We start from the raw sequence: 17,875 nt of genomic DNA, 5'->3' as shown, positions 1-17,875 counted from the left end.
TTGGAGTCAGCCCTTTGGTGCGGTTTCTGAATAATACGAGAGCATTCTCTTTGTTCGAAAAAATGCGTCTGCATTGTCTTAATCACCTGCATTTATGCAGGTGATTAACGTTTAGAGAGCCTATCTATTATTGAGCCCTGCCTTAATTGAGATGATTTATTTAATAAACCCTAGCCGTTAATACGGCATTTAAAAGATATTGGAGAATTTATGTTTCGCTACTTTCCCACTAACTATCCATGGGACCTTTCCATTAACCTTGCCCTAGAAATGGGCGCACGCATTGGTGAAATTGAAGAAATGTGCGCACCGCTTAAAGACGCGGCGAATGCCAAAGATGCAGCGGGTTCAAAAGCATTCCGTGATAGCTGGGAGCGTATGGCAGACAAGCTATGTGAGCTAGCGAAAGAGGACGAAGAATGTGGTCGCCTTATTTCTGCCGGTGACAAATACAATCGTGCAGCGACTTATTACTGTACTGCTGAGCGTCTACAAGGTCATGGTTCACCGGATCGTGCGGCTTTGTATCAGCGTTTTCAAGAAATATTTTTGCGTGGTCTTGAGCTTTCAAAAGAAAACTGTGAACGCGTTGAGATTCCCTATGAAGGAAAACACCTTTCTGCTTTATATGTACGTGCAGAAGGCGTAGACGGCAAAGCGCCGATTCTAGTTCAAGTGAATGGCTTGGACTCTACTAAAGAAATGAAATACCGCGTTGGTTTGCCCGCATGGCTGGCAAAACGAGGCGTGTCTTCCCTGATTGTTGACCAACCGGGAACTGGTGAAGCCATTCGCTTACAAGGTTTTAGTGCGCGTTTTGATAGCGAGCATTGGGCAAGCCGTGTTGTAGATTGGCTAGAGAACCGTGAAGAGATTGATGCGAAACGCATTGGTATGGAAGGTGTGTCACTGGGTGGTTATTACTGTCCTCGAGCTGTGGCGTTTGAACCGAGATTCGCTTGTGGTGTGGTATGGGGTGCAAACCATGACTGGCGTGATGTGCAAAAGCGTCGCCTAGAAAAAGAAGGCAGTTTCCCTGTACCACATTACTGGGAGCACGTTCGTTGGGTTTGGGGGGCAAAAGACATGGATGAGTTCATGGAAATTGCGGAAAACGTTCACCTAGACGGCGTGTTAGATCGTATTAAAGTGCCTTTCCTTGTGACTCATGGCGAAAAAGACTCTCAAATTCCATTGAAATGGGCACATCGTACCTATGAGCAATTGGTTAATAGCCCTAAGAGAGAACTAAAAGTCTTTACTGAACGTGAAGGCGGTGTTCAGCATTCTAGTTTTGATAATTCTGCTAATGCTGGTGCTTATATAGCTGACTGGGTAGCGGAAGTTCTTAACGGTCATACAGCCTAACTACGAAGAGGATAATAATAATGAAAATAGTAGGTTTAGAAACCATCGTATTTGGTGTTGAAGATGTTGCCGCTTGCGCGACCTTCTTAACCGATTATGGTTTGTTTCCAGTAGATGTAACAGAAACGGGTGGCCGTTTTGAAGCCTTGGATGGCACGGCTGTGCTTTTGGCGCAGGCATCAGATGAAAGTCTTCCTCCTAGTATTGGTAATGGCTGCATGATGCGAAAAACCATTATGGGTGTTGCTGATCAAGAAACCATTGATGCGATCACAGCGGAACTGAGTAAAGACAGGGAAGTGAAAACCCTTGCGGATGGTTCTATTGAATCCAAAGACGATTCAGGTTTTGTGATTGGTTTTCAGGTCACCGCGCGTAAAGAACTTACCTTGCCGGGTGAAATTTCCAATGTACCTGGGTCACCTTTTCAGCGTCCTGTTAATCACCTAGCGGTTAATGATGATGCTGAGCAAATTCGCCCACGCACTTTATCGCACATTGTGTATTTCGTACCAGATCCAGTGAAAGCAGAAGCCTTTTATGTTGAACGTTTAGGCTTCCGTTGTACTGACCGTTTTGAAGGAACAGGTCCGTTCTTACAGCCTGCTGGTACGTTAGATCACCACACTCATTTCTTGATTGGTGCGCCACCATTTATGCAAGGTGTCGAGCATTTTACTTTCCACTTTGGTGGGCCAACAGAAATGATGCAAAATGGTTCGCGTTTCATTGAAAAGGGCTACCAAGCATTTTGGGGACCGGGCCGTCACATTTTCGGCTCAAACTGGTTTTGGTACTTCAACAGCCCATTTGCTTGCCATATCGAAATGGATGCAGATATGGATTTGCATGATCAAAACTGGGTGCCTCGTGTGGCCACATCGGATGCCGATACGTCGCAGACTTTCCTAATGCGTCATAGAGGTAAGTGGGCGCCGGGTAAGGACTCTGGTAAAAATGGCGCTTATGAGTAAATGTGATTCAACACATGACAAATAGACTAGATGTACGATAGATAAAAGACGCTGTGGGGCAGTTGCAGAAGGTAATATCTCTGCCCCATTAGACGTTTTATAAGCGGCAATAATAATGTCGCAACCACAAATAACAATAAACAAAGTGGAAGGTAAAATAATGTTAATAATGTCTGTGATATACGGGACTTATTGCTTTACGGATCGAAGAGAAACGGCCTTCCTAACGGGAGGTGTAAAATGAGTCATCGTTTTGGTTTGAAAGGTAATATTGCTCTGATGGTTTCCCATTGTGCTGGCATGATAGATTTGGTTGCCTTGCCGTTATGGATCGGTGTATTAGTGGCTTCCTACCACTTGGATACTCAGCAAGCGGGTGGTTTGGTGACTCTCTTTTTGCTCGGTGCTGTGTGTGCCAGTATTTTGATCGCCCCACGCTTTAAGCAGCTTAACCGTCGTGTAGTGGCATCCGTTGGCTTTTTAGTGTCAGGGTTGTCCTTTTTGGCGGCATCTCAAACCACGGACTATATTCAGCTAGCGGTATTGCATGTGATGGCTGGTTTGAGTGCCAGTGCGGCATTAAGTATGGCCCATGGCACCTTTGCCCGAGGCCATAATCCCCATCGCTTGTTTGCTATCGCTGGATTCATGTTAGGTGTTTTGGGTTTTGTCTTTATGGGGGCTACCCCCAATATTACTAAAGCGCTTGGTGGGCATTCATTGTTCGTTATTTTTGCCGGCATCATGTTGATTGCTGCCTTGGTGTGTGCCGTGGCCTTTCCATCTTTTACCTTAAACTCAGAAGAAGAAGCGCAAGACAAAGTTAGCAGCGCGACTAAGATTCCTCGCAGTGTTTGGTATGGCATTGTTGGTATTAGCTTGATGGCGGTGACTCAGGCGATGACCTTTAGTTTTATGGAGCGAGTGGGCCATGAACGAGGTTTTGCAACGGATTCAATTACCTTGGTTTTGGTCGCCCTTGCCTTGATTAATATTGTCGCTGCCGCACTGGCAGGGGTCTTTGAAAAACGTATTTCAGAGCGTGTTGTGCTTTTCAGCGGTCCTGTTTTACAAATCGTTTTGTCTAATATCATGATGAATAGCAGCGGCTTTGTTTTCTATGCCGTATCTGCTGCCTTTTTTGTCTCTTTAATGATCTTTACCCATACCTTCGTGTTTGGCCTATTAGCGCGCTTAGACACCTCTGGTCGAGCCATGGCGGCGACCCCTGCGATGGTCATGATTGGTGCAGCCATTGGTCCTATCTTAGGTGGGTCCATCGTTAAATCGGTTGGTTATCATGGCATAGGTATCGCGGCTTTGGTGTTTGGTGTTATTTCCCTTTTTTGCTTTATGCGTATTTTCCAGCGTAGTTCAGAAGCTGTTCAATCTGAGCCTGTGGCGTGAGGTATAAAATGAATAAAGCAATCTGTATTCAAGTTGCTTCTTGCTTTTTGCGTAAATTTTCCAATGTTGTTTTGGCCTCGCTTTTATTGGGCAGTATTCATGCTAATGCTACGGTCGAAGACGCTATTTACCGTCCTGCAATTTTGTCGGAACTGGGTGCTAAAGCTTTCTTAACGTCGGCAGATCAGGTTGGAAATAACCTCGTTGCTGTTGGTGAGCGCGGCTTAATTCTGCTTTCAGAAGACGATGGGACAAGCTGGCGTCAGGTTTCTTCGCCGGTCAGTGTGACCCTAACAGAAGTGCAGTTTTTTGATGATAAAAACGGTTATGCCATTGGTCATGGTGGGACTGTGCTACGTACCATCAACGGTGGTGAAGACTGGCAAGTTCAGCTCAACGGTCGCCAGCTAGCCAGTGATCTGTTGGCTCAAGCCGAAAAAAATAAAGATAAGGAGGCCATTAGGCAAGCTACATTTTTGGTTGAGGACGGCCCAGACAAACCCTTTTTAGACATGTTGGTGCTTGATGCTCAGCATTTGATTGTGGTGGGCGCTTATGGGCTTGCCTTAGAAAGTAAAGATGCCGGCAAAACATGGGTTTCTTGGATGGATCGTTTAGAAAACGATTTTGGCCTTCATCTTTACAGTATTCGCAAACAGGGTGAGCGCATCTTGGTGGCTGGCGAGCAAGGCTTTGTCACGCTTTCCATGGATGATGGACAGTCCTTTACTAGCATTGAAACACCCTATGAAGGCAGCTTTTTTACCGCTCAATTACAGGGTGATAGCAAGATTGTGTTGGCTGGATTACGTGGTACCACCTTGGTTTCCAATGATAATGGTGAAAATTGGAAACATATCAAAAACCCTATTCATGCCTCTATTTTGGCGTCCTTTATTAATGCGGATGGACAAATCACCATGGCGAATCAAGCGGGCATTTTGCTTGGCTTGAAAGCCGATAGTTTGGTTCCTGTAACCCGTAAACGCCTTCCACCTTTAACCAATGTGGTGGAAAAATCTAATGGTAGTGTACTTGCTTTAAGCATCCATGGACCTGTTTCCATTGATGTGGGAGATTTTAAATGAAACATCATTCGCCAGTTCCGGTTTCTCCAGCAGATGAGTTTGACCCTAATACGGGTTCTATTATCGAAAGAGTGCTGTTTAACAATCGCTTAATCGTCATTATTGTTTGTGCCTTGCTGACTGCCTTATTGGGTTGGCAAGCAACGAAACTGACGATTAATGCCAGTTTTGAAAAAACCCTGCCCACTAATCAGGAATATATTCAAAACTATCTAAAATACGAAAGCGAACTGACTGGATTAGGCAATGCTTTAAGAATTGCGGTGGTGAGCCCTAAAGGCAATATTTATGACGCCGACTATTTAGAGTTATTACGCCAATTAAGCGATGAAGTGTTTCTTTTGCCCGGTGTAGACCGAGTGCAAATGAAATCACTATGGACGCCTTCAACCCGCTGGATAGGTGTTACGGAAGAAGGCCTTGATGGCGGCCCTGTCATTCCTGAAGATTACGATGGTTCAGCGGAGAGTTTGCAACAGCTCAAAGCCAATGTGGCGCGCTCTGGGCAAATTGGTCAATTGATTGCTGCGGATGAAGAATCAACCATCATCTATATGCCTCTATTAAGCCAAGACGCAGAAGGTGACGCGCTGGATTACGCCAAGTACTCCGACGCTCTTGAAGACTTGCGAGCTAAGTATCAAGCGAAAGGCTTAGACATTCACATTACCGGCTTTACCAAGGTCATGGGCGACCTGATTGAAGGGGTACAGGCGGTTTTATGGTTCTTTGCCCTAGCGGTAGTGATCGCTACCATCATGGTGTACTGGTATACCCGTTGTGTGCGTTCCACCTTGCTGGTGGTGTTTGCTTCTATCTTAGCGGTGGTTTGGCAGCTTGGTATCTTGCCTACCTTGGGCTATGTGTTAGACCCTTATTCTATCTTGGTGCCGTTTTTGGTGTTTGCTATCGGTATGAGCCATGGCGCACAAAAAATGAATGGCATCATGCAAGATGTGGGGCGTGGCTTTGATAAATTAGTCGCAGCACGTTTTACTTTTAGACGTTTGTTTCTCGCTGGATTGACTGCCTTGTTAGCCGATGCCGTCGGCTTTGCTGTCTTGCTGGTCATTGATATTAAGGTGATTCAAGAATTGGCTATTGCCGCCTCTATTGGTGTGGCCGTGCTTATTTTTACTAACCTGATTTTGCTGCCTATTATGCTGTCCTATGTAGGGGTGGGCAAAAAAGCCGCACAGCGGAGTGTGATCAATGACATTAATGATGACAATGGTAAAAAAGTGCCTGCCTTATGGGTGTTTTTAGATAAGTTCACCCAGCGCAAATGGGCGACTTGGGCCTTGATTGGTGGCTTTATATTGGCCATTGGCGCTTTGGCATTAAGTACCCAGTTAAAAATTGGTGATTTAGATCAGGGCGCCCCAGAGTTACGTCAAGACAGCCGTTATAACCAAGATGTTGCTTTCATGAATCAGCACTATGGTGCTTCTAGCGACGTGATGGCGATCATGGTGAAAACGCCAAAAAATGAATGTTCTCAGTACGATACCTTGAATAAGGTTGATGCACTTGAATGGCAGTTACGTCAGTTACCCGGTGTGGAAACGACTAACTCACTGGCGCTATTGTCACGTCGTGTCCTGTCTGGTTTAAACGAAGGTAACCCTAAGTGGTACGAGTTTTTACCGAATCAAAGCATGCTTAACTACATCACCGCTGGTGCACCACGTGGCTTGTACAACAACAGCTGTGACCTGTTGACGGTTTACGTGTATTTGCAAGATCACAAAGCCGATACCCTAACGAATATCGTCAATCATGTGGAAAACTTTGCCAAAGACAATGACACAGACGATGTGCAGTTCCTCTTAGCGGCTGGCAGTGCAGGTATTCAAGCGGCGACCAACATCTCTGTGAAAGCGGCATGGTATCAAATGCTGTTCCTTGTTTACGGTGCAGTGGCGTTGTTGTCCTTGATTACTTTCCGTTCCTTTAAAGCCGTTATTGTGGCGATTCTTCCGCTTATGCTGACTTCCATCATGGTGGAAGCCTTGATGGTGCAATTGGGCATGGGGGTGAAGGTGGCGACCTTACCTGTTATCGCTTTAGGGGTGGGCATTGGTATTGATTACGCCTTATATATCTTATCCATTACCTTGGTGGGATTGCGAGATGGTACTAGCCTGTCTAAGTCGTATTTAAGAGCGCTTAACTTTACCGGAAAAGTGGTGATGTTGACGGGTGTGACCCTTTCCGTTGGGGTCATTACCTGGGTGGCTAGCCCAATCAAATTCCAAGCCGATATGGGCTTATTGCTGGCCTTTATGTTCATTTGGAACATGCTAGGCGCATTGATTCTACTGCCAGCCCTCGCGCATTTCTTGCTTAAACCGAAATACGCAGGCAGTGAAGAAAGCAAGGATGAGCCTGCGGCATGAGTCAGATGACTGGGACAAAAGTTCTTTGCCATGTTGATGACCTTGAAGAGGGGGCGTCAAAGGGCTTTCTGGAAAACGATGCAGGGCATGATTTGTTCTTCGTGGTGAAAAAAGAAGGCGAACTATACGCGTGGCGCAATGCTTGTCCACATGTTGATGGTGCCCCCATGGCATGGCGTAGAGACGCTTATATGGATGCGAAGAAAATCCATGTGACCTGTCATGCCCATGGGGCCTTGTTTGAGGCAAAAACAGGTTTGTGTATTCAGGGGCCATGCCTTGGTCAGAGTTTAGAAAAAGTCCCTGTGCAGATAAGTGAGACGGGCGAAGTGTCCGTGTCATTAGCGGATATTAATTAACAAGAGAGCTTGGCGTGCAGTATCGAACGAAGGTCTCAATAACATTTACGATAAAATAAGGAGTAGCAGATGGCTGCAGTAAACAAAGTATTAGTCATTGGTGGTGGTTTCTCTGGTATGTCCGCTGCGATCAAGATGCGTTCTCACGGTATTGAGGTTGATCTTGTTGAGATTGACCCGGAATGGTGTGAATTGGGGGCGGGCATCACCATTGGTGGCGCAACATTGCGTGCCTTGGATGATCTAGGTTTGTATGAAGAAGTCACTAAGCAAGGGTGTGTTACAGATGGCCTTGCTGTGCATCTAGCGCATGGTCCTTTGTTGATGGAAATCCCTACACCAAGCCCGATGGGCTCAAGCGTAGCGGGCAGCGGTGGTATTTTTCGGCCGACACTGGCGCGTATTATGTCTAGTGCCACCCTTGAAGCTGGCGTGAATGTTCGTTTGGGTTGTACCTATACCGATATTCAGCAATCGGAAACGGGTGCGAGTGTGACCTTTACTGACGGCACGACGCAAAGCTATGACCTCGTCGTGGGGGCAGATGGTGTGCACTCAACAATACGCAAAGAATTCTTCCCTGAAGTGCCTGATCCAGAATACATAGGACAGGGTGTATGGCGTGCCATTATGCCACGTCCAGCCGAGATTGATCGTGTTCATATGTGGTTGGGTAAGCACCTTAAGTTGGGCGTGAACCCAGTGTCTGATACGCATATGTATATGTTTATTACCGAAGACCGTCCGACCAAGGAACACATAGATAAGACTACTTGGCCACAGGTCTTTGCAGGCTTAATGGAAGAATTTCCAAACCCAACGGTGAAAGCACTGATTCCTCATGCTTTGGCTGAGGGAGCAAATATAGATTATCGCCCGCTGGCTAACCTGTTAGTGAAAGCGCCTTGGAACCGTGGTCGTTTGATCATGATTGGCGATACAGTTGCCGCGACTACACCACATCTCGCATCGGGTGCGGGTATCGGTATTGAGAGCGGCATCGTATTGGCAGATGAACTGGCCGGCAATGATGATCTTAATGTGGCTTTGGATAAATTCCATGAACGCCGTTGGGAGCGTTGCCGCATGGTAGTCGAAAATTCGGCTCGCTTGTGTCATATCGAAATCAATGGGGGTGATAAAAACGAGCACTCAAAAATTATGGGCCAGTCCATGATGACATTGAGTCAACCGATTTAGGTTTACATTTAACTCCCTTAGGCAGTGTGATGGTGTCTGCAACCGATCACTGCCTTTTTTTAATTATCAGAAACCTTTACGCCATGTCGGGTAAAGATTTCTATAAGTGTTTTAACTACCTCCAGCATTAAAGGAGCCGCCATGAGCTTTCCCGATATTTATCGAGTTGTTACTGGGCATGATGAAAATGGCAAATCCATTATTGTCGAAAATGGTCCACTCAAAACCGTCATGGATCTAGAAGCCGTTCCCGGAACCAAGTTCCATGAAGTGTGGAGCACCAGCCATACACCAGCGCCTATCTCCCATACTCAAACGGATCCAACACTGGGGCCTGTGGTGTTACCTCCTGCTTCAACCGGTACTCGTATTCGCTATGTAGACATACCGCCAGACAGTGAAGAGTTCTTGAATCAAGGGCATGGCAAGATGAAAGACATGTTCTCTAAAGTCGGCGACGAAGGCGCGTCAACGGTGAAAGAAGACTCACCGCATCCGCTTATGCACCGTACCGAATCCATCGATTACGGCATTGTCATCGAAGGAGAGCTAACCCTCATTGTCGACCAAGACGAAGCCATTTTAACGCCCGGTAGTGTCGTAGTGCAGCGTGGTACCAATCATGCGTGGGCCAATCGATCAGGAAAAATGTGCCGTATTTTGTTCATCCTAGTGGGTGGCGAATATGATGATGAGTTGGCTCAAGCCCTAGCTTGAAAAAATACAGCTTAACAAGGAGAAAATATGAAATTTGCTACTTTGCCTAATGGCACGTTAGACGGCCGTTTAATTCTCGTATCAAAAGATTTAACCAAGGCGGTAGATGCCACTGCGATTGCACCAAACTTATTGTCCGTCGTACAAAATTGGCAAGCGAAAGAAGCCGATTTACAAGCCCTCTATAATAAACTGAACACAGAGACACTAGACGCGGCCTTTGATTTTGATCCATCCGCTTGTCTTGCCCCCTTGCCAAGAAGTCCGCAGTGGCTAGATGCTTCAGCCTTTCTGAATCATGGCAAACTGATGGAAGAAGCTTTTAATACCGCTCCTATTGCTGACTTCGACACCATTCCTGTGATGTACCAAGGTGCCAGTGATGATTTCCAAGGCCCAACGGTAGACATTCCTATGCCGAGCGAAGCCGATGGCATCGACTTTGAAGGGGAATTTGGTGTTGTCATGGCCGAAGTGCCTATGTCCGCAACACCGGAAGAGGCCGCCAAATCGATACGCTTGATAGTGCAAATTAACGACTGGAGCTTACGTGCCCTTGGGCCACGTGAAATGAACTCTGGTTTTGGCTTCTTACAAGCCAAACCTTCTTCTAGTTTTGCGGCTGTGGCGGTCACACCTGATGAACTAGGCGATGCATGGGCCAATGGCCGAGTCAACATGCCATTACATGTAACTTGGAATGGCGAACGCTTTGGCGAACCCCATGGTAGCGAAATGAACTTCTCCTTCCCGCAACTTATGGCGCACGCTGCTCGTAGCCGTAAACTGACGGCTGGCTGTATCTTAGGTTCTGGCACCGTATCAAATAGTGCTCGCGCAGCAGGATCGGCCTGTATTTCTGAGCGTCGAGTGATCGAAAAAATCGACCTTGGAGAAATCAAAACTGCGTTTATGAAATTCGGCGACACAGTACGTATGCAGGCTAAATTTGACGATGGAACCGATGGCCCATTCGGCGTGATTGAACAAAAAGTGGTTTCTAACTAGTCAGAAGGGTTATGCGATGCATGTAGTGATTACGGGTGCGAATGGATTTGTCGGCCAAGGGTTAATAAAACGATTACTTGAGAACGGCCAAATAGGGCAGCAAACCATCACCCGTTTGACCTTACTTGATCGACAGTTTGACGAGGCACTTTCTAAAGAAGCGCCTGTAGCTGAAACCGGTGCTATCACAGTGGAAAAATACCCGGGTGACCTGGCCGATAGCGCTTGGTTATGGGACACCCTGAGCGGCTCCACCATAGACGTGGTTTTTCACTTAGCCAGCATTCCCGGTGGTATGGCTGAACAAAACGAGAGCTTGGCCCGTCACGTCAATATTGACGCCACCATGACCTTGTTGGACATCGCTAAAGCACAAACAAAAAATGGGCAAGGTAAGCCTGTTTTCGTTTTTGCCAGCAGTATTGCCGTATTTGGCAAGATGCCGGATTTGGTCAGCGACGATACACCGCTAAAACCTCAGCTCAGCTATGGTGCCCATAAAATAGTCGGTGAAGTAATGATCAACGATTTTAGCCGTCGCGGTTGGGTCGATGGTCGTTCCTTACGTCTAGCAGGGGTACTGGCACGTCCTCCGGCAGAAACCGGTCAGTTATCGGCCTTCTTGAGTGACATCATTCGCGAACTATCCCAAGGCCATGATTTTGTGTGCCCCATGTCGCCGCAAGCGAAAACTTGGGCGTCTTCCTTGGCGAATATCATCGATAACCTCATTCATGGTGCCGTGGTGGAAGAAAGCAAGATACAAGACCAGCGAACACTGACCTTGCCGACACTTTGCTTCAGCATGGCGGAATTAGTGGAGGCGATTGGCTCGGTTTATCAACAACCTACGGATGAACGGATTCGTTATGAAGTGAATCCGATGATTGAAGAATTGTTCGGTCGTTTTCCAGCATTAGAAACGCCAGCGGCGGATGCTGCTGGTTTTAAACACGATGGGGAATTGAAGAACCTAGTAAAGCGAGCGTTATGTTAAGAGTGTTTGAGCTCTTTAGCCGCCTCGGTTAACAGGCCTGTTAACCACTGCAACCCCGGATCCGCATCCCTCACGTTATGCCATTGCATGCCTTCGATAATATGCGGAAAGGGTTCCCAAGTTTTATGAAGCTTAATGGGGTAAAGCTTAGCGAAGTGCTGGGCGTAGCGACGATGCATAGTGGCAAGTCGTTTGGTGCCCACTACGGCTTGGCAGAGCGCACCGAATTCTGGGAGTTGGACCTCCACATGCCGCTTCCATCCATTACTGATGATATGACTGTCTGCAATCGAGGGTCTGCGTTCAAGCCCAAAGGTCGCAACGGCATGGCCGGAGGCAAAAAAGGTTTCTTTATCAATCTTATCGAAGCCGGCTCCTGTCCAACTGATAACGACTTCTTCATCCTGCCAAAGCTCGATAAAGTTATGATTTGGCAATGAGAGTTTTTTGACAATGATCAGCAGGTCGATTTCTGCTCTATCGAAGCATTCATTGGTTTGCTCATTAAGAGGAATAATTTCGAAGGTAACGGCAGGGGCTAAGGTAGCCGCTTTAGCAATGACCTTGGCTAACAAGGTGGTGTAAGCGTAATCTGAAGCGGATACCACAAAGTGGCGTGCTGTTGTCGCCGGGTCAAAACTCCCTGCTCGGGTAATTTCCCCTCTGATTTGTAGCAATGCTCTGTGTACCGGTTCGGCTAAGGACTCTGCCTTTGGCGTTAGAAACATACGGCGACCACGTTGCACAAGAAGTTCATCATTGAAATATTCTCGCAAACGCTTCAGGGCGCCTGTAACGGCCGGTTGACTTAAATGTATGCGTCTAGCGGCCGCCGAGACGTGTCGCTCTTCAATTAACGCCTCAAGGGCCACCAGTAAGTTTAAATCTAATCCGTCGAATCTCATCGGTTAAATCTATCAGCCATACTTATTGCTTGCAAGCATAATTCTGATTGGACGCTTATAGCTATTAAATGAAAGAGTAGGCCTATTCTCACCACTGGTGGGCCTTTGTACCCGTCTAAATGAGAGCATTACAGGTTTTTATTTTCATTTGAAATACAACAGTGAATGGCGTGTCTTAATGGGTGCGCTATCTGTTTTATAAAAATAATTAGGTTGAGTTTATGAGTACTGATTGCTGTTCGAATAATAATGTCATTTTGGTGAATCAAAAAGGCAAGCATTTGGTAGTGGACATCCACTGCCATTTAAATGTGCCAGCCGCCGATAAAATTGTACAGGCAAAATATCCTGGTCCACCACCCGGTCTCCATGAGTTTTCTAGCGAAAAAACCAACGAAGTCAATAAAGCGCAGTTTTGTACCATAGGGGCAACTTTAAACAATATTGATTTGCGTCTTGCGGATATGGACAAACAGGGAATTGATGTCCAAGTTATCTCTCCCAACCCGGGTCAATATTTTTACTATACCGACGCAGAAACGGGCTTAAAGGCGGCGCAAGCGATTAATAATGGTATTGCAGAAGCCATTGCGACGAACCCAGAACGGTTTGTCGGTATGGGAACCTTGCCGATGCAAGACATTGATAGGGCGATCATCGAAATGACGCGCTGTGCCAAAGAGCTTAATTTACGTGGTATTGAAATAAACACCAATGTGAATGGTAAAGACTTGCATGATGAAGAATTAGGGCGATTTTTTGCCGCGGCCGAAGCACTTGGCATCTTGCTTTTTATCCATCCACTCGGCTTTACCCATGCCACTCGCATGAAAGAATATTATTTCAATAACCTGATTGGTAACCCATTGGAATCGACACTGGCTGTGGGTCACTTAATTTTTGGTGGGGTCTTAGATCGTTACCCCGGACTCAAAATCTGTGTGGCCCATGGTGGCGGCTACATTCCCGGTTATTGGGGACGTATGGATCATGGTTGGCGTGCCCGCGCTGATTGCAGTGAACATTGCAAAGAACTGCCATCCAGTTACCTGCGTAAATTGTGGTTCGACACCTTAGTTTTCGACAAGGAACAACTGGCTTCTCTCGTCCGTACCCACGGCGCGGATCGTTTGTGTCTAGGGACGGATTATCCTTTTGATATGGCCGAACCTGATCCGCTAGGATTCCATGATCAACTAGATGACGAAGACAAGGCTAAGATACTCGGATTAAACGCCGCAGATCTACTTGGATTAAGTGTTAAACCCTAATCGAGCGTCAAGAGTCGGTACGGTTTTGCTTTAACCTATAAGTATCACCAATAGTAAAACTATTATAATTATATTGGACGCTGATAGGTTTGGGCATTATATTCTTCACAAGGTTGGCGTGAATAGCTGTTTAGGAGGGCAAACCTATTTGTGCGTACCGATGACTTGCTCAGTAAAAAATAAATATAAACAGGAGAACAATATGCGTATTAAAAGTCCTCATCATGTGAGGTTTCAGGTGCCAGACCTGAACAAAACAGAAGCGTTTGCCCAAGACTTTGGTTTGCTGACAGTAGAGCGTACTGAGCAACGCTTGGTGATGCGTACTGGTGGTGGCGATGCCTTTGCTTATAGCGCTGAAAAAGGCGCTGAAAACAAATTCTTAGGCCTTGCTTTTGAAGTAGAAAGCAAAAGTGATTTAGAAAGCGCGATTAGTGAACACGGTGCGAGCCCAATTCGCGAGCTCACCACTCCGGGCGGGGGGATTGCCGTTACCTTACTGGATCCTAATGGTTTTGAAATTGATCTCGTTTATGGCATTGAACGGGTTAATCCAGAAGAAGCTTACAAGCACTTAGAAATGAACGCCCCAGGTCAATATACCCGTGAAGGTCGTTTTTATCCTAAGCGCCCTATGGGGCCAGCAAAACTCTTTCGTTTAGGGCATGTGGGTTTGTTTATCCCAAGTTTTGCCGAAACACTCCCTTTTTATAAAGAGGTCTTAGGGCTAATACCAAGTGATATTTATCATGTTCCAGGTATGCCCCATGTCCAAATAGTGGGCTTCTGTCGCCTTGATCGTGGTGAAGAGCTGGTGGATCACCATGTTATTGCTCTGATGCAAAGTCAAACAGGGGAAACCGCTTGTCACCACATTAGTTTTGAAGCACAAGACTTTGAAGCGCAGTTTATGACCCATCGTTATTTAGAATCTAAAGACTATGAATTGGTATGGGGTGTGGGACGCCATCCTCATGGCAGTCATATCTTTGATGTATGGCGCGACCCAGATCGCAACCGTTTTGAAACTTTCTCAGACACTGATCGTATGAAAGCCAGTGACGGTACACAAGTACACAACATAGCAGAAGTAGATATGGATGCATGGCGTTCAGATCCACCAGATCGCTATTTTGAGTAATGTCCGTTCAATAATAAATTTAATATAGGAATAGAAATTATGACTGAATTTATGATGCATAAGGTAAAACCTGCCGTTGAACCTGAAAATATTAACCCTGCTACTGGGTTAGTTGAAGGCACATTTGGTGTTGGTACTTATCAATTCAAAGAGGAAGCGGCTTTCCCAGGCTTGGTTTTACCAAATGGCGACGTTTTAAACCTGTCTGATCGTTATGCCGATACCCACGCTATCTTTAACGACTGGGATAATGCTTTGGTGTGGTTAAAAGAAGTCGCAGCAAAACCAGACCGTCCTGCCAAATCGTTAACTGACTTGAACATTTTGCCTGTTTTAGCGCATCCAAACTTTATTTGTGCCGCGTCTAACTATCGTCAGCACGTTGCTGAGATGATGACCTTTAACAAATTCAACCAAGACAAGCGTTTACCGGGTGAAGATGATGAAGCCTTCTTCAATCGTAACTACGAAGAAGTAGACCGTCGTGGCCGTGAAGGCACGCCTTTCTTCTTTACTGGCTTGCATTCCTCTTTATGTGGTGCAAATGATGATGTGCCATTGCCGTTAATTGGCGAACAGCCGGATTGGGAACTAGAGCTTGGTTTTATCCTTGGCAAAGGCGAGCGTTATGTTAAACCTGAAAATGCTGAAGATATGATCGCCGCCTACGTTATCGTGAACGATATCGGTACGGTGGATGAATTTAAACGTGCTGACATCAAATTCAACTTTGACTGGTGCAGTAAGTTCCAACCTAACTTCAAACCTTTTGGGCCTTTTGCTGTGCCTAAAGAGTTTGTTGATCGCAAGAAAATGCAAATCAGGCTCAATGTGAACGGAGAAAAGCGCCAAGACTGGCCAGCAGAAGACATGATCTTCGGCCCATCACAAGTGCTTTCCCATGCCTCTGAGAGACTTAAATTAATGCCCGGCGACCTTTTCATCATGGGTTCTCCTCCAGGAAATGGAGCAAACTTTGGCGGAGCATGGCTGAAAGAAGGGGATGTCATGGATTCTGAAATCACCTACCTTGGCCGCCAACGTAACAAGATCGTGATAGAAGAGACCGAAGGTAAGTCTGTGACTTACGGTGCTTTCAAAACAGAATGGTAGGCGACTCATCTTACTATTTGAGTAAGTTGTCACCTTAGTCAGTTACCATTTTAGTAAGCCGCCATCATAGATGGCTTAAAGCCCCCCATCATTGAAAAATAATGGGGGGCTTTTTTCTGCTAGAGACCTTTGCGCGCAGCCAGCGAGCAAAGGTCTCTGTTAATATTGCTGTTCCACTTGATAAGAGAGAACCAAAAATGGAGGTTAACACACTGTTTTCTTTGCAGAATAAAGTGATTCTTGTGACTGGATCATCTGGCGGATTAGGTTCTGCGATAGTCTCTGCCATGCAGGCCCATGGCGCTAAGGTCATAGCTTCTGATCTTAATAACCACAATAAGCCCCAAAGCGGTGTGGATTTTATTCCCTGTGATCTGAGCCGCAATGAAGACATAGACCAGCTTGTAGAGCGGGCGAAAGCCCTTCATGGCCGCATTGATGTTTTGGTGTCAAATGCAGGAATACAAGGTCCTGCTGGCCCGATAGGCGGTGCCACGGACGATGATTGGGATGCTGTGATGTCGATCAACTTAAAAAGCGCGCTACGGCTTTGCTCCGCCTTGCTTCCTGACATGGCGGAACGCGGGCAGGGCTCGGTGATTTTAATGTCGAGTATCGCGGGGGTAAGGGGCAACAAAGCCATCGGGCTTTACGGTTTATCTAAAGCCGGATTGGCTCAATTAGCGCGTAACTTGGCGGTGGAGTGGGGGCCGAAAGGGATTCGAGTAAACTGTATTTCCCCCGGCTTGATTCGCACACCTTTAGCCACAGAATTACTTGAAAACGCCCCCTTTATGGAACGTAGATTATCCCTAACACCGCTGCGTCGAGTAGGCGAACCAGAAGAGATCGCCGGCGTTGCCGTGATGCTCGCCAGCAAGGCGGGTGGCTTTATTTCTGGGCAAAATATTGTCGTGGATGGTGGTACCACCATCAGCGATGGCAGCTAATACCAAAGCGCCTTGCCTATAAAAAACATGAAAAAAGGTTCTGCCTTCCGGGAGAACCTTTTTTCATACTAGGCAGTTATCTTGTTGCCACTTAAAAACGATGGCTCAAAAATGACTAGTCAAAAATCGCTACAGCGCGAATAAAGCCCGCCGAGCCATTTTTGATCTTATAAGGAAAACAAGACACCATGAAGCCATCCGCAGGCAAGCTTTCTAGGTTAGACAACTTTTCCATTTGCCCATAACCGATATCACGCCCCGCCTTATGGCCTTCCCAGATGATGGAAGCGTCACCGGATTCGATAAATCTTTCTCTGGTGTACATAAAAGGCGCGTCCCAACTCCATGCGTCGGTGCCAACCACACGAACGCCACGTTCGAGTAAATACATGGTGGCTTCACGGCCCATACCAACCCCAGCGGCTAAATACCCCGGTTCGCCGTAAATGGCACCGGCACGGGTGTTGACCAACACAATGTCTAAAGGTTGTAGCTCGTGATTAATGCGTTTTAGCTCCGCTTCGACTTCGGCGGCGGTAATGATATGGCCGTCTGGGAAGTCGCGGAAATCCAATTTCACACCCGGTTGCAAGCACCAGTCTAATGGCAGCTCATCGATACCATAAGCAGGCTTACCGCCATCTGTGGTAGAAGCATAGTGCCAAGGGGAATCCATGTGAGTGCCGTTGTGGGCGCTCATCACCATTTTTTCCACCGCCCATGCCTCGTCACCCGGCATGTCTTCTTTTTTCAGGCCGGGAAACATGCCTGCCATTTCTGGCCAACCTTCTTGGTGGTCGGTGTAATCTATTTTAGGAAGCAATGGTGGTGGGTCAGTATAAGGGTTGTTGTCTAAGGTGACAGACAGATCGACAATACGTCGAGTGGTGGATGGTTTCATTACATTATCCCTCTTTTTATTATTGAGAGACCCTTGCAAGCATGTGGTGCAACGGTCTCATTGTGCTATTGGCTTAT

16 protein-coding genes are annotated in these 17,875 nt (G+C 46.6%); 14 read left to right on the top strand and 2 right to left on the bottom strand.

All coding sequences use genetic code 11. The annotated features are described in order from the left end of the window. Positions 1 to 210 precede the first annotated feature (210 nt). The 10 genes from I8J31_RS13255 to I8J31_RS13210 all read left to right on the top strand — a co-directional run bounded on the left by I8J31_RS13255 (position 211) and on the right by I8J31_RS13210 (position 11,517). Entirely contained in the window at positions 211 to 1,368 is a 1,158-nt protein-coding gene (locus I8J31_RS13255) for an alpha/beta hydrolase family protein (protein ID WP_199469056.1), read from the top strand. Positions 1,369 to 1,388: 20 nt separating this feature from the next. Further along, positions 1,389 to 2,342, top strand: coding sequence for a VOC family protein (locus tag I8J31_RS13250; protein ID WP_199469055.1), 954 nt, complete (start codon positions 1,389 to 1,391; stop codon positions 2,340 to 2,342). Between the two features lie 240 nt (positions 2,343 to 2,582). Next, a complete protein-coding gene (locus tag I8J31_RS13245) occupies positions 2,583 to 3,749 on the top strand; it encodes an MFS transporter (protein ID WP_199469054.1) in 1,167 nt (388 codons plus the stop codon). A gap of 8 nt (positions 3,750 to 3,757) precedes the next feature. After that, on the top strand, positions 3,758 to 4,837 hold the full coding sequence (locus I8J31_RS13240; RefSeq protein ID WP_199469053.1) for a WD40/YVTN/BNR-like repeat-containing protein: 1,080 nt from the start codon (positions 3,758 to 3,760) through the stop codon (positions 4,835 to 4,837). Beyond that, the gene (locus tag I8J31_RS13235; RefSeq protein ID WP_199469052.1) at positions 4,834 to 7,236 is read left to right on the top strand and encodes an efflux RND transporter permease subunit; all 2,403 of its coding nucleotides are present in this window, start codon (positions 4,834 to 4,836) and stop codon (positions 7,234 to 7,236) included. Before I8J31_RS13240 ends, I8J31_RS13235 begins: the two co-directional genes overlap by 4 nt. Continuing rightward, positions 7,233 to 7,595: a Rieske (2Fe-2S) protein gene (locus I8J31_RS13230; RefSeq protein ID WP_233402765.1), complete on the top strand. Its 363-nt coding sequence runs from the start codon at positions 7,233 to 7,235 to the stop codon at positions 7,593 to 7,595. Before I8J31_RS13235 ends, I8J31_RS13230 begins: the two co-directional genes overlap by 4 nt. A gap of 69 nt (positions 7,596 to 7,664) precedes the next feature. Further along, positions 7,665 to 8,795, top strand: coding sequence for an FAD-dependent oxidoreductase (locus I8J31_RS13225; protein ID WP_199469051.1), 1,131 nt, complete (start codon positions 7,665 to 7,667; stop codon positions 8,793 to 8,795). A gap of 141 nt (positions 8,796 to 8,936) precedes the next feature. After that, positions 8,937 to 9,512: a cupin domain-containing protein gene (locus tag I8J31_RS13220; RefSeq protein ID WP_199469050.1), complete on the top strand. Its 576-nt coding sequence runs from the start codon at positions 8,937 to 8,939 to the stop codon at positions 9,510 to 9,512. Between the two features lie 27 nt (positions 9,513 to 9,539). After that, on the top strand, positions 9,540 to 10,520 hold the full coding sequence (locus I8J31_RS13215; RefSeq protein WP_199469049.1) for a fumarylacetoacetate hydrolase family protein: 981 nt from the start codon (positions 9,540 to 9,542) through the stop codon (positions 10,518 to 10,520). Between the two features lie 16 nt (positions 10,521 to 10,536). Next, complete coding sequence (locus I8J31_RS13210; RefSeq protein ID WP_199469048.1) at positions 10,537 to 11,517, top strand: NAD-dependent epimerase/dehydratase family protein; 981 nt, start codon at positions 10,537 to 10,539, stop codon at positions 11,515 to 11,517. Here the strand turns inward: I8J31_RS13210 and I8J31_RS13205 are convergent. Beyond that, positions 11,514 to 12,422: a LysR family transcriptional regulator gene (locus I8J31_RS13205; protein ID WP_199469047.1), complete on the bottom strand. Its 909-nt coding sequence runs from the start codon at positions 12,420 to 12,422 to the stop codon at positions 11,514 to 11,516. The two genes, I8J31_RS13210 and I8J31_RS13205, sit on opposite strands and share 4 nt — an antisense overlap. A gap of 221 nt (positions 12,423 to 12,643) precedes the next feature. Between I8J31_RS13205 and I8J31_RS13200 the strand changes: the two genes are divergently transcribed. The 4 genes from I8J31_RS13200 (at position 12,644) to I8J31_RS13185 (ending at position 16,897) form a co-directional block, all read left to right on the top strand. Further along, on the top strand, positions 12,644 to 13,693 hold the full coding sequence (locus I8J31_RS13200; protein WP_199469046.1) for an amidohydrolase family protein: 1,050 nt from the start codon (positions 12,644 to 12,646) through the stop codon (positions 13,691 to 13,693). 202 nt (positions 13,694 to 13,895) lie between these two features. After that, positions 13,896 to 14,834 carry a VOC family protein gene (locus tag I8J31_RS13195; RefSeq protein ID WP_199469045.1) on the top strand — a complete coding sequence of 313 codons (939 nt, stop codon included), beginning with the start codon at positions 13,896 to 13,898 and terminating at the stop codon, positions 14,832 to 14,834. Positions 14,835 to 14,873: 39 nt separating this feature from the next. Beyond that, positions 14,874 to 15,947, top strand: coding sequence for a fumarylacetoacetate hydrolase family protein (locus I8J31_RS13190; RefSeq protein WP_199469044.1), 1,074 nt, complete (start codon positions 14,874 to 14,876; stop codon positions 15,945 to 15,947). A gap of 197 nt (positions 15,948 to 16,144) precedes the next feature. Continuing rightward, positions 16,145 to 16,897 (top strand): SDR family NAD(P)-dependent oxidoreductase, encoded by a 753-nt coding sequence (locus I8J31_RS13185; protein ID WP_199469043.1) that lies wholly within the window; start codon positions 16,145 to 16,147, stop codon positions 16,895 to 16,897. Between the two features lie 115 nt (positions 16,898 to 17,012). Here the strand turns inward: I8J31_RS13185 and I8J31_RS13180 are convergent, their stop codons facing one another. Then, complete coding sequence (locus I8J31_RS13180; RefSeq protein WP_199469042.1) at positions 17,013 to 17,798, bottom strand: cyclase family protein; 786 nt, start codon at positions 17,796 to 17,798, stop codon at positions 17,013 to 17,015. Positions 17,799 to 17,875: the final 77 nt, after the last annotated feature.

The organism is Marinomonas transparens (assembly GCF_016463975.1).
Taxonomy (GTDB): domain Bacteria; phylum Pseudomonadota; class Gammaproteobacteria; order Pseudomonadales; family Marinomonadaceae; genus Marinomonas; species Marinomonas transparens.
The sequence above is the reverse complement of the archived record's forward strand: the minus strand, read 5'-3'. Positions and strand labels throughout refer to the sequence as shown.

Bases quoted from the DNA above. Each gene is read 5' to 3' on its own strand.
- I8J31_RS13255 (WP_199469056.1), top strand. From the start codon at position 211: ATGTTTCGCTACTTTCCCACTAACTATCCATGGGACCTTTCCATTAAC.
- I8J31_RS13250 (WP_199469055.1), top strand. From the start codon at position 1,389: ATGAAAATAGTAGGTTTAGAAACCATCGTATTTGGTGTTGAAGATGTT.
- I8J31_RS13245 (WP_199469054.1), top strand. From the start codon at position 2,583: ATGAGTCATCGTTTTGGTTTGAAAGGTAATATTGCTCTGATGGTTTCC.
- I8J31_RS13240 (WP_199469053.1), top strand. From the start codon at position 3,758: ATGAATAAAGCAATCTGTATTCAAGTTGCTTCTTGCTTTTTGCGTAAA.
- I8J31_RS13235 (WP_199469052.1), top strand. From the start codon at position 4,834: ATGAAACATCATTCGCCAGTTCCGGTTTCTCCAGCAGATGAGTTTGAC.
- I8J31_RS13230 (WP_233402765.1), top strand. From the start codon at position 7,233: ATGAGTCAGATGACTGGGACAAAAGTTCTTTGCCATGTTGATGACCTT.
- I8J31_RS13225 (WP_199469051.1), top strand. From the start codon at position 7,665: ATGGCTGCAGTAAACAAAGTATTAGTCATTGGTGGTGGTTTCTCTGGT.
- I8J31_RS13220 (WP_199469050.1), top strand. From the start codon at position 8,937: ATGAGCTTTCCCGATATTTATCGAGTTGTTACTGGGCATGATGAAAAT.
- I8J31_RS13215 (WP_199469049.1), top strand. From the start codon at position 9,540: ATGAAATTTGCTACTTTGCCTAATGGCACGTTAGACGGCCGTTTAATT.
- I8J31_RS13210 (WP_199469048.1), top strand. From the start codon at position 10,537: ATGCATGTAGTGATTACGGGTGCGAATGGATTTGTCGGCCAAGGGTTA.
- I8J31_RS13205 (WP_199469047.1), bottom strand. From the start codon at position 12,422: ATGAGATTCGACGGATTAGATTTAAACTTACTGGTGGCCCTTGAGGCG.
- I8J31_RS13200 (WP_199469046.1), top strand. From the start codon at position 12,644: ATGAGTACTGATTGCTGTTCGAATAATAATGTCATTTTGGTGAATCAA.
- I8J31_RS13195 (WP_199469045.1), top strand. From the start codon at position 13,896: ATGCGTATTAAAAGTCCTCATCATGTGAGGTTTCAGGTGCCAGACCTG.
- I8J31_RS13190 (WP_199469044.1), top strand. From the start codon at position 14,874: ATGACTGAATTTATGATGCATAAGGTAAAACCTGCCGTTGAACCTGAA.
- I8J31_RS13185 (WP_199469043.1), top strand. From the start codon at position 16,145: ATGGAGGTTAACACACTGTTTTCTTTGCAGAATAAAGTGATTCTTGTG.
- I8J31_RS13180 (WP_199469042.1), bottom strand. From the start codon at position 17,798: ATGAAACCATCCACCACTCGACGTATTGTCGATCTGTCTGTCACCTTA.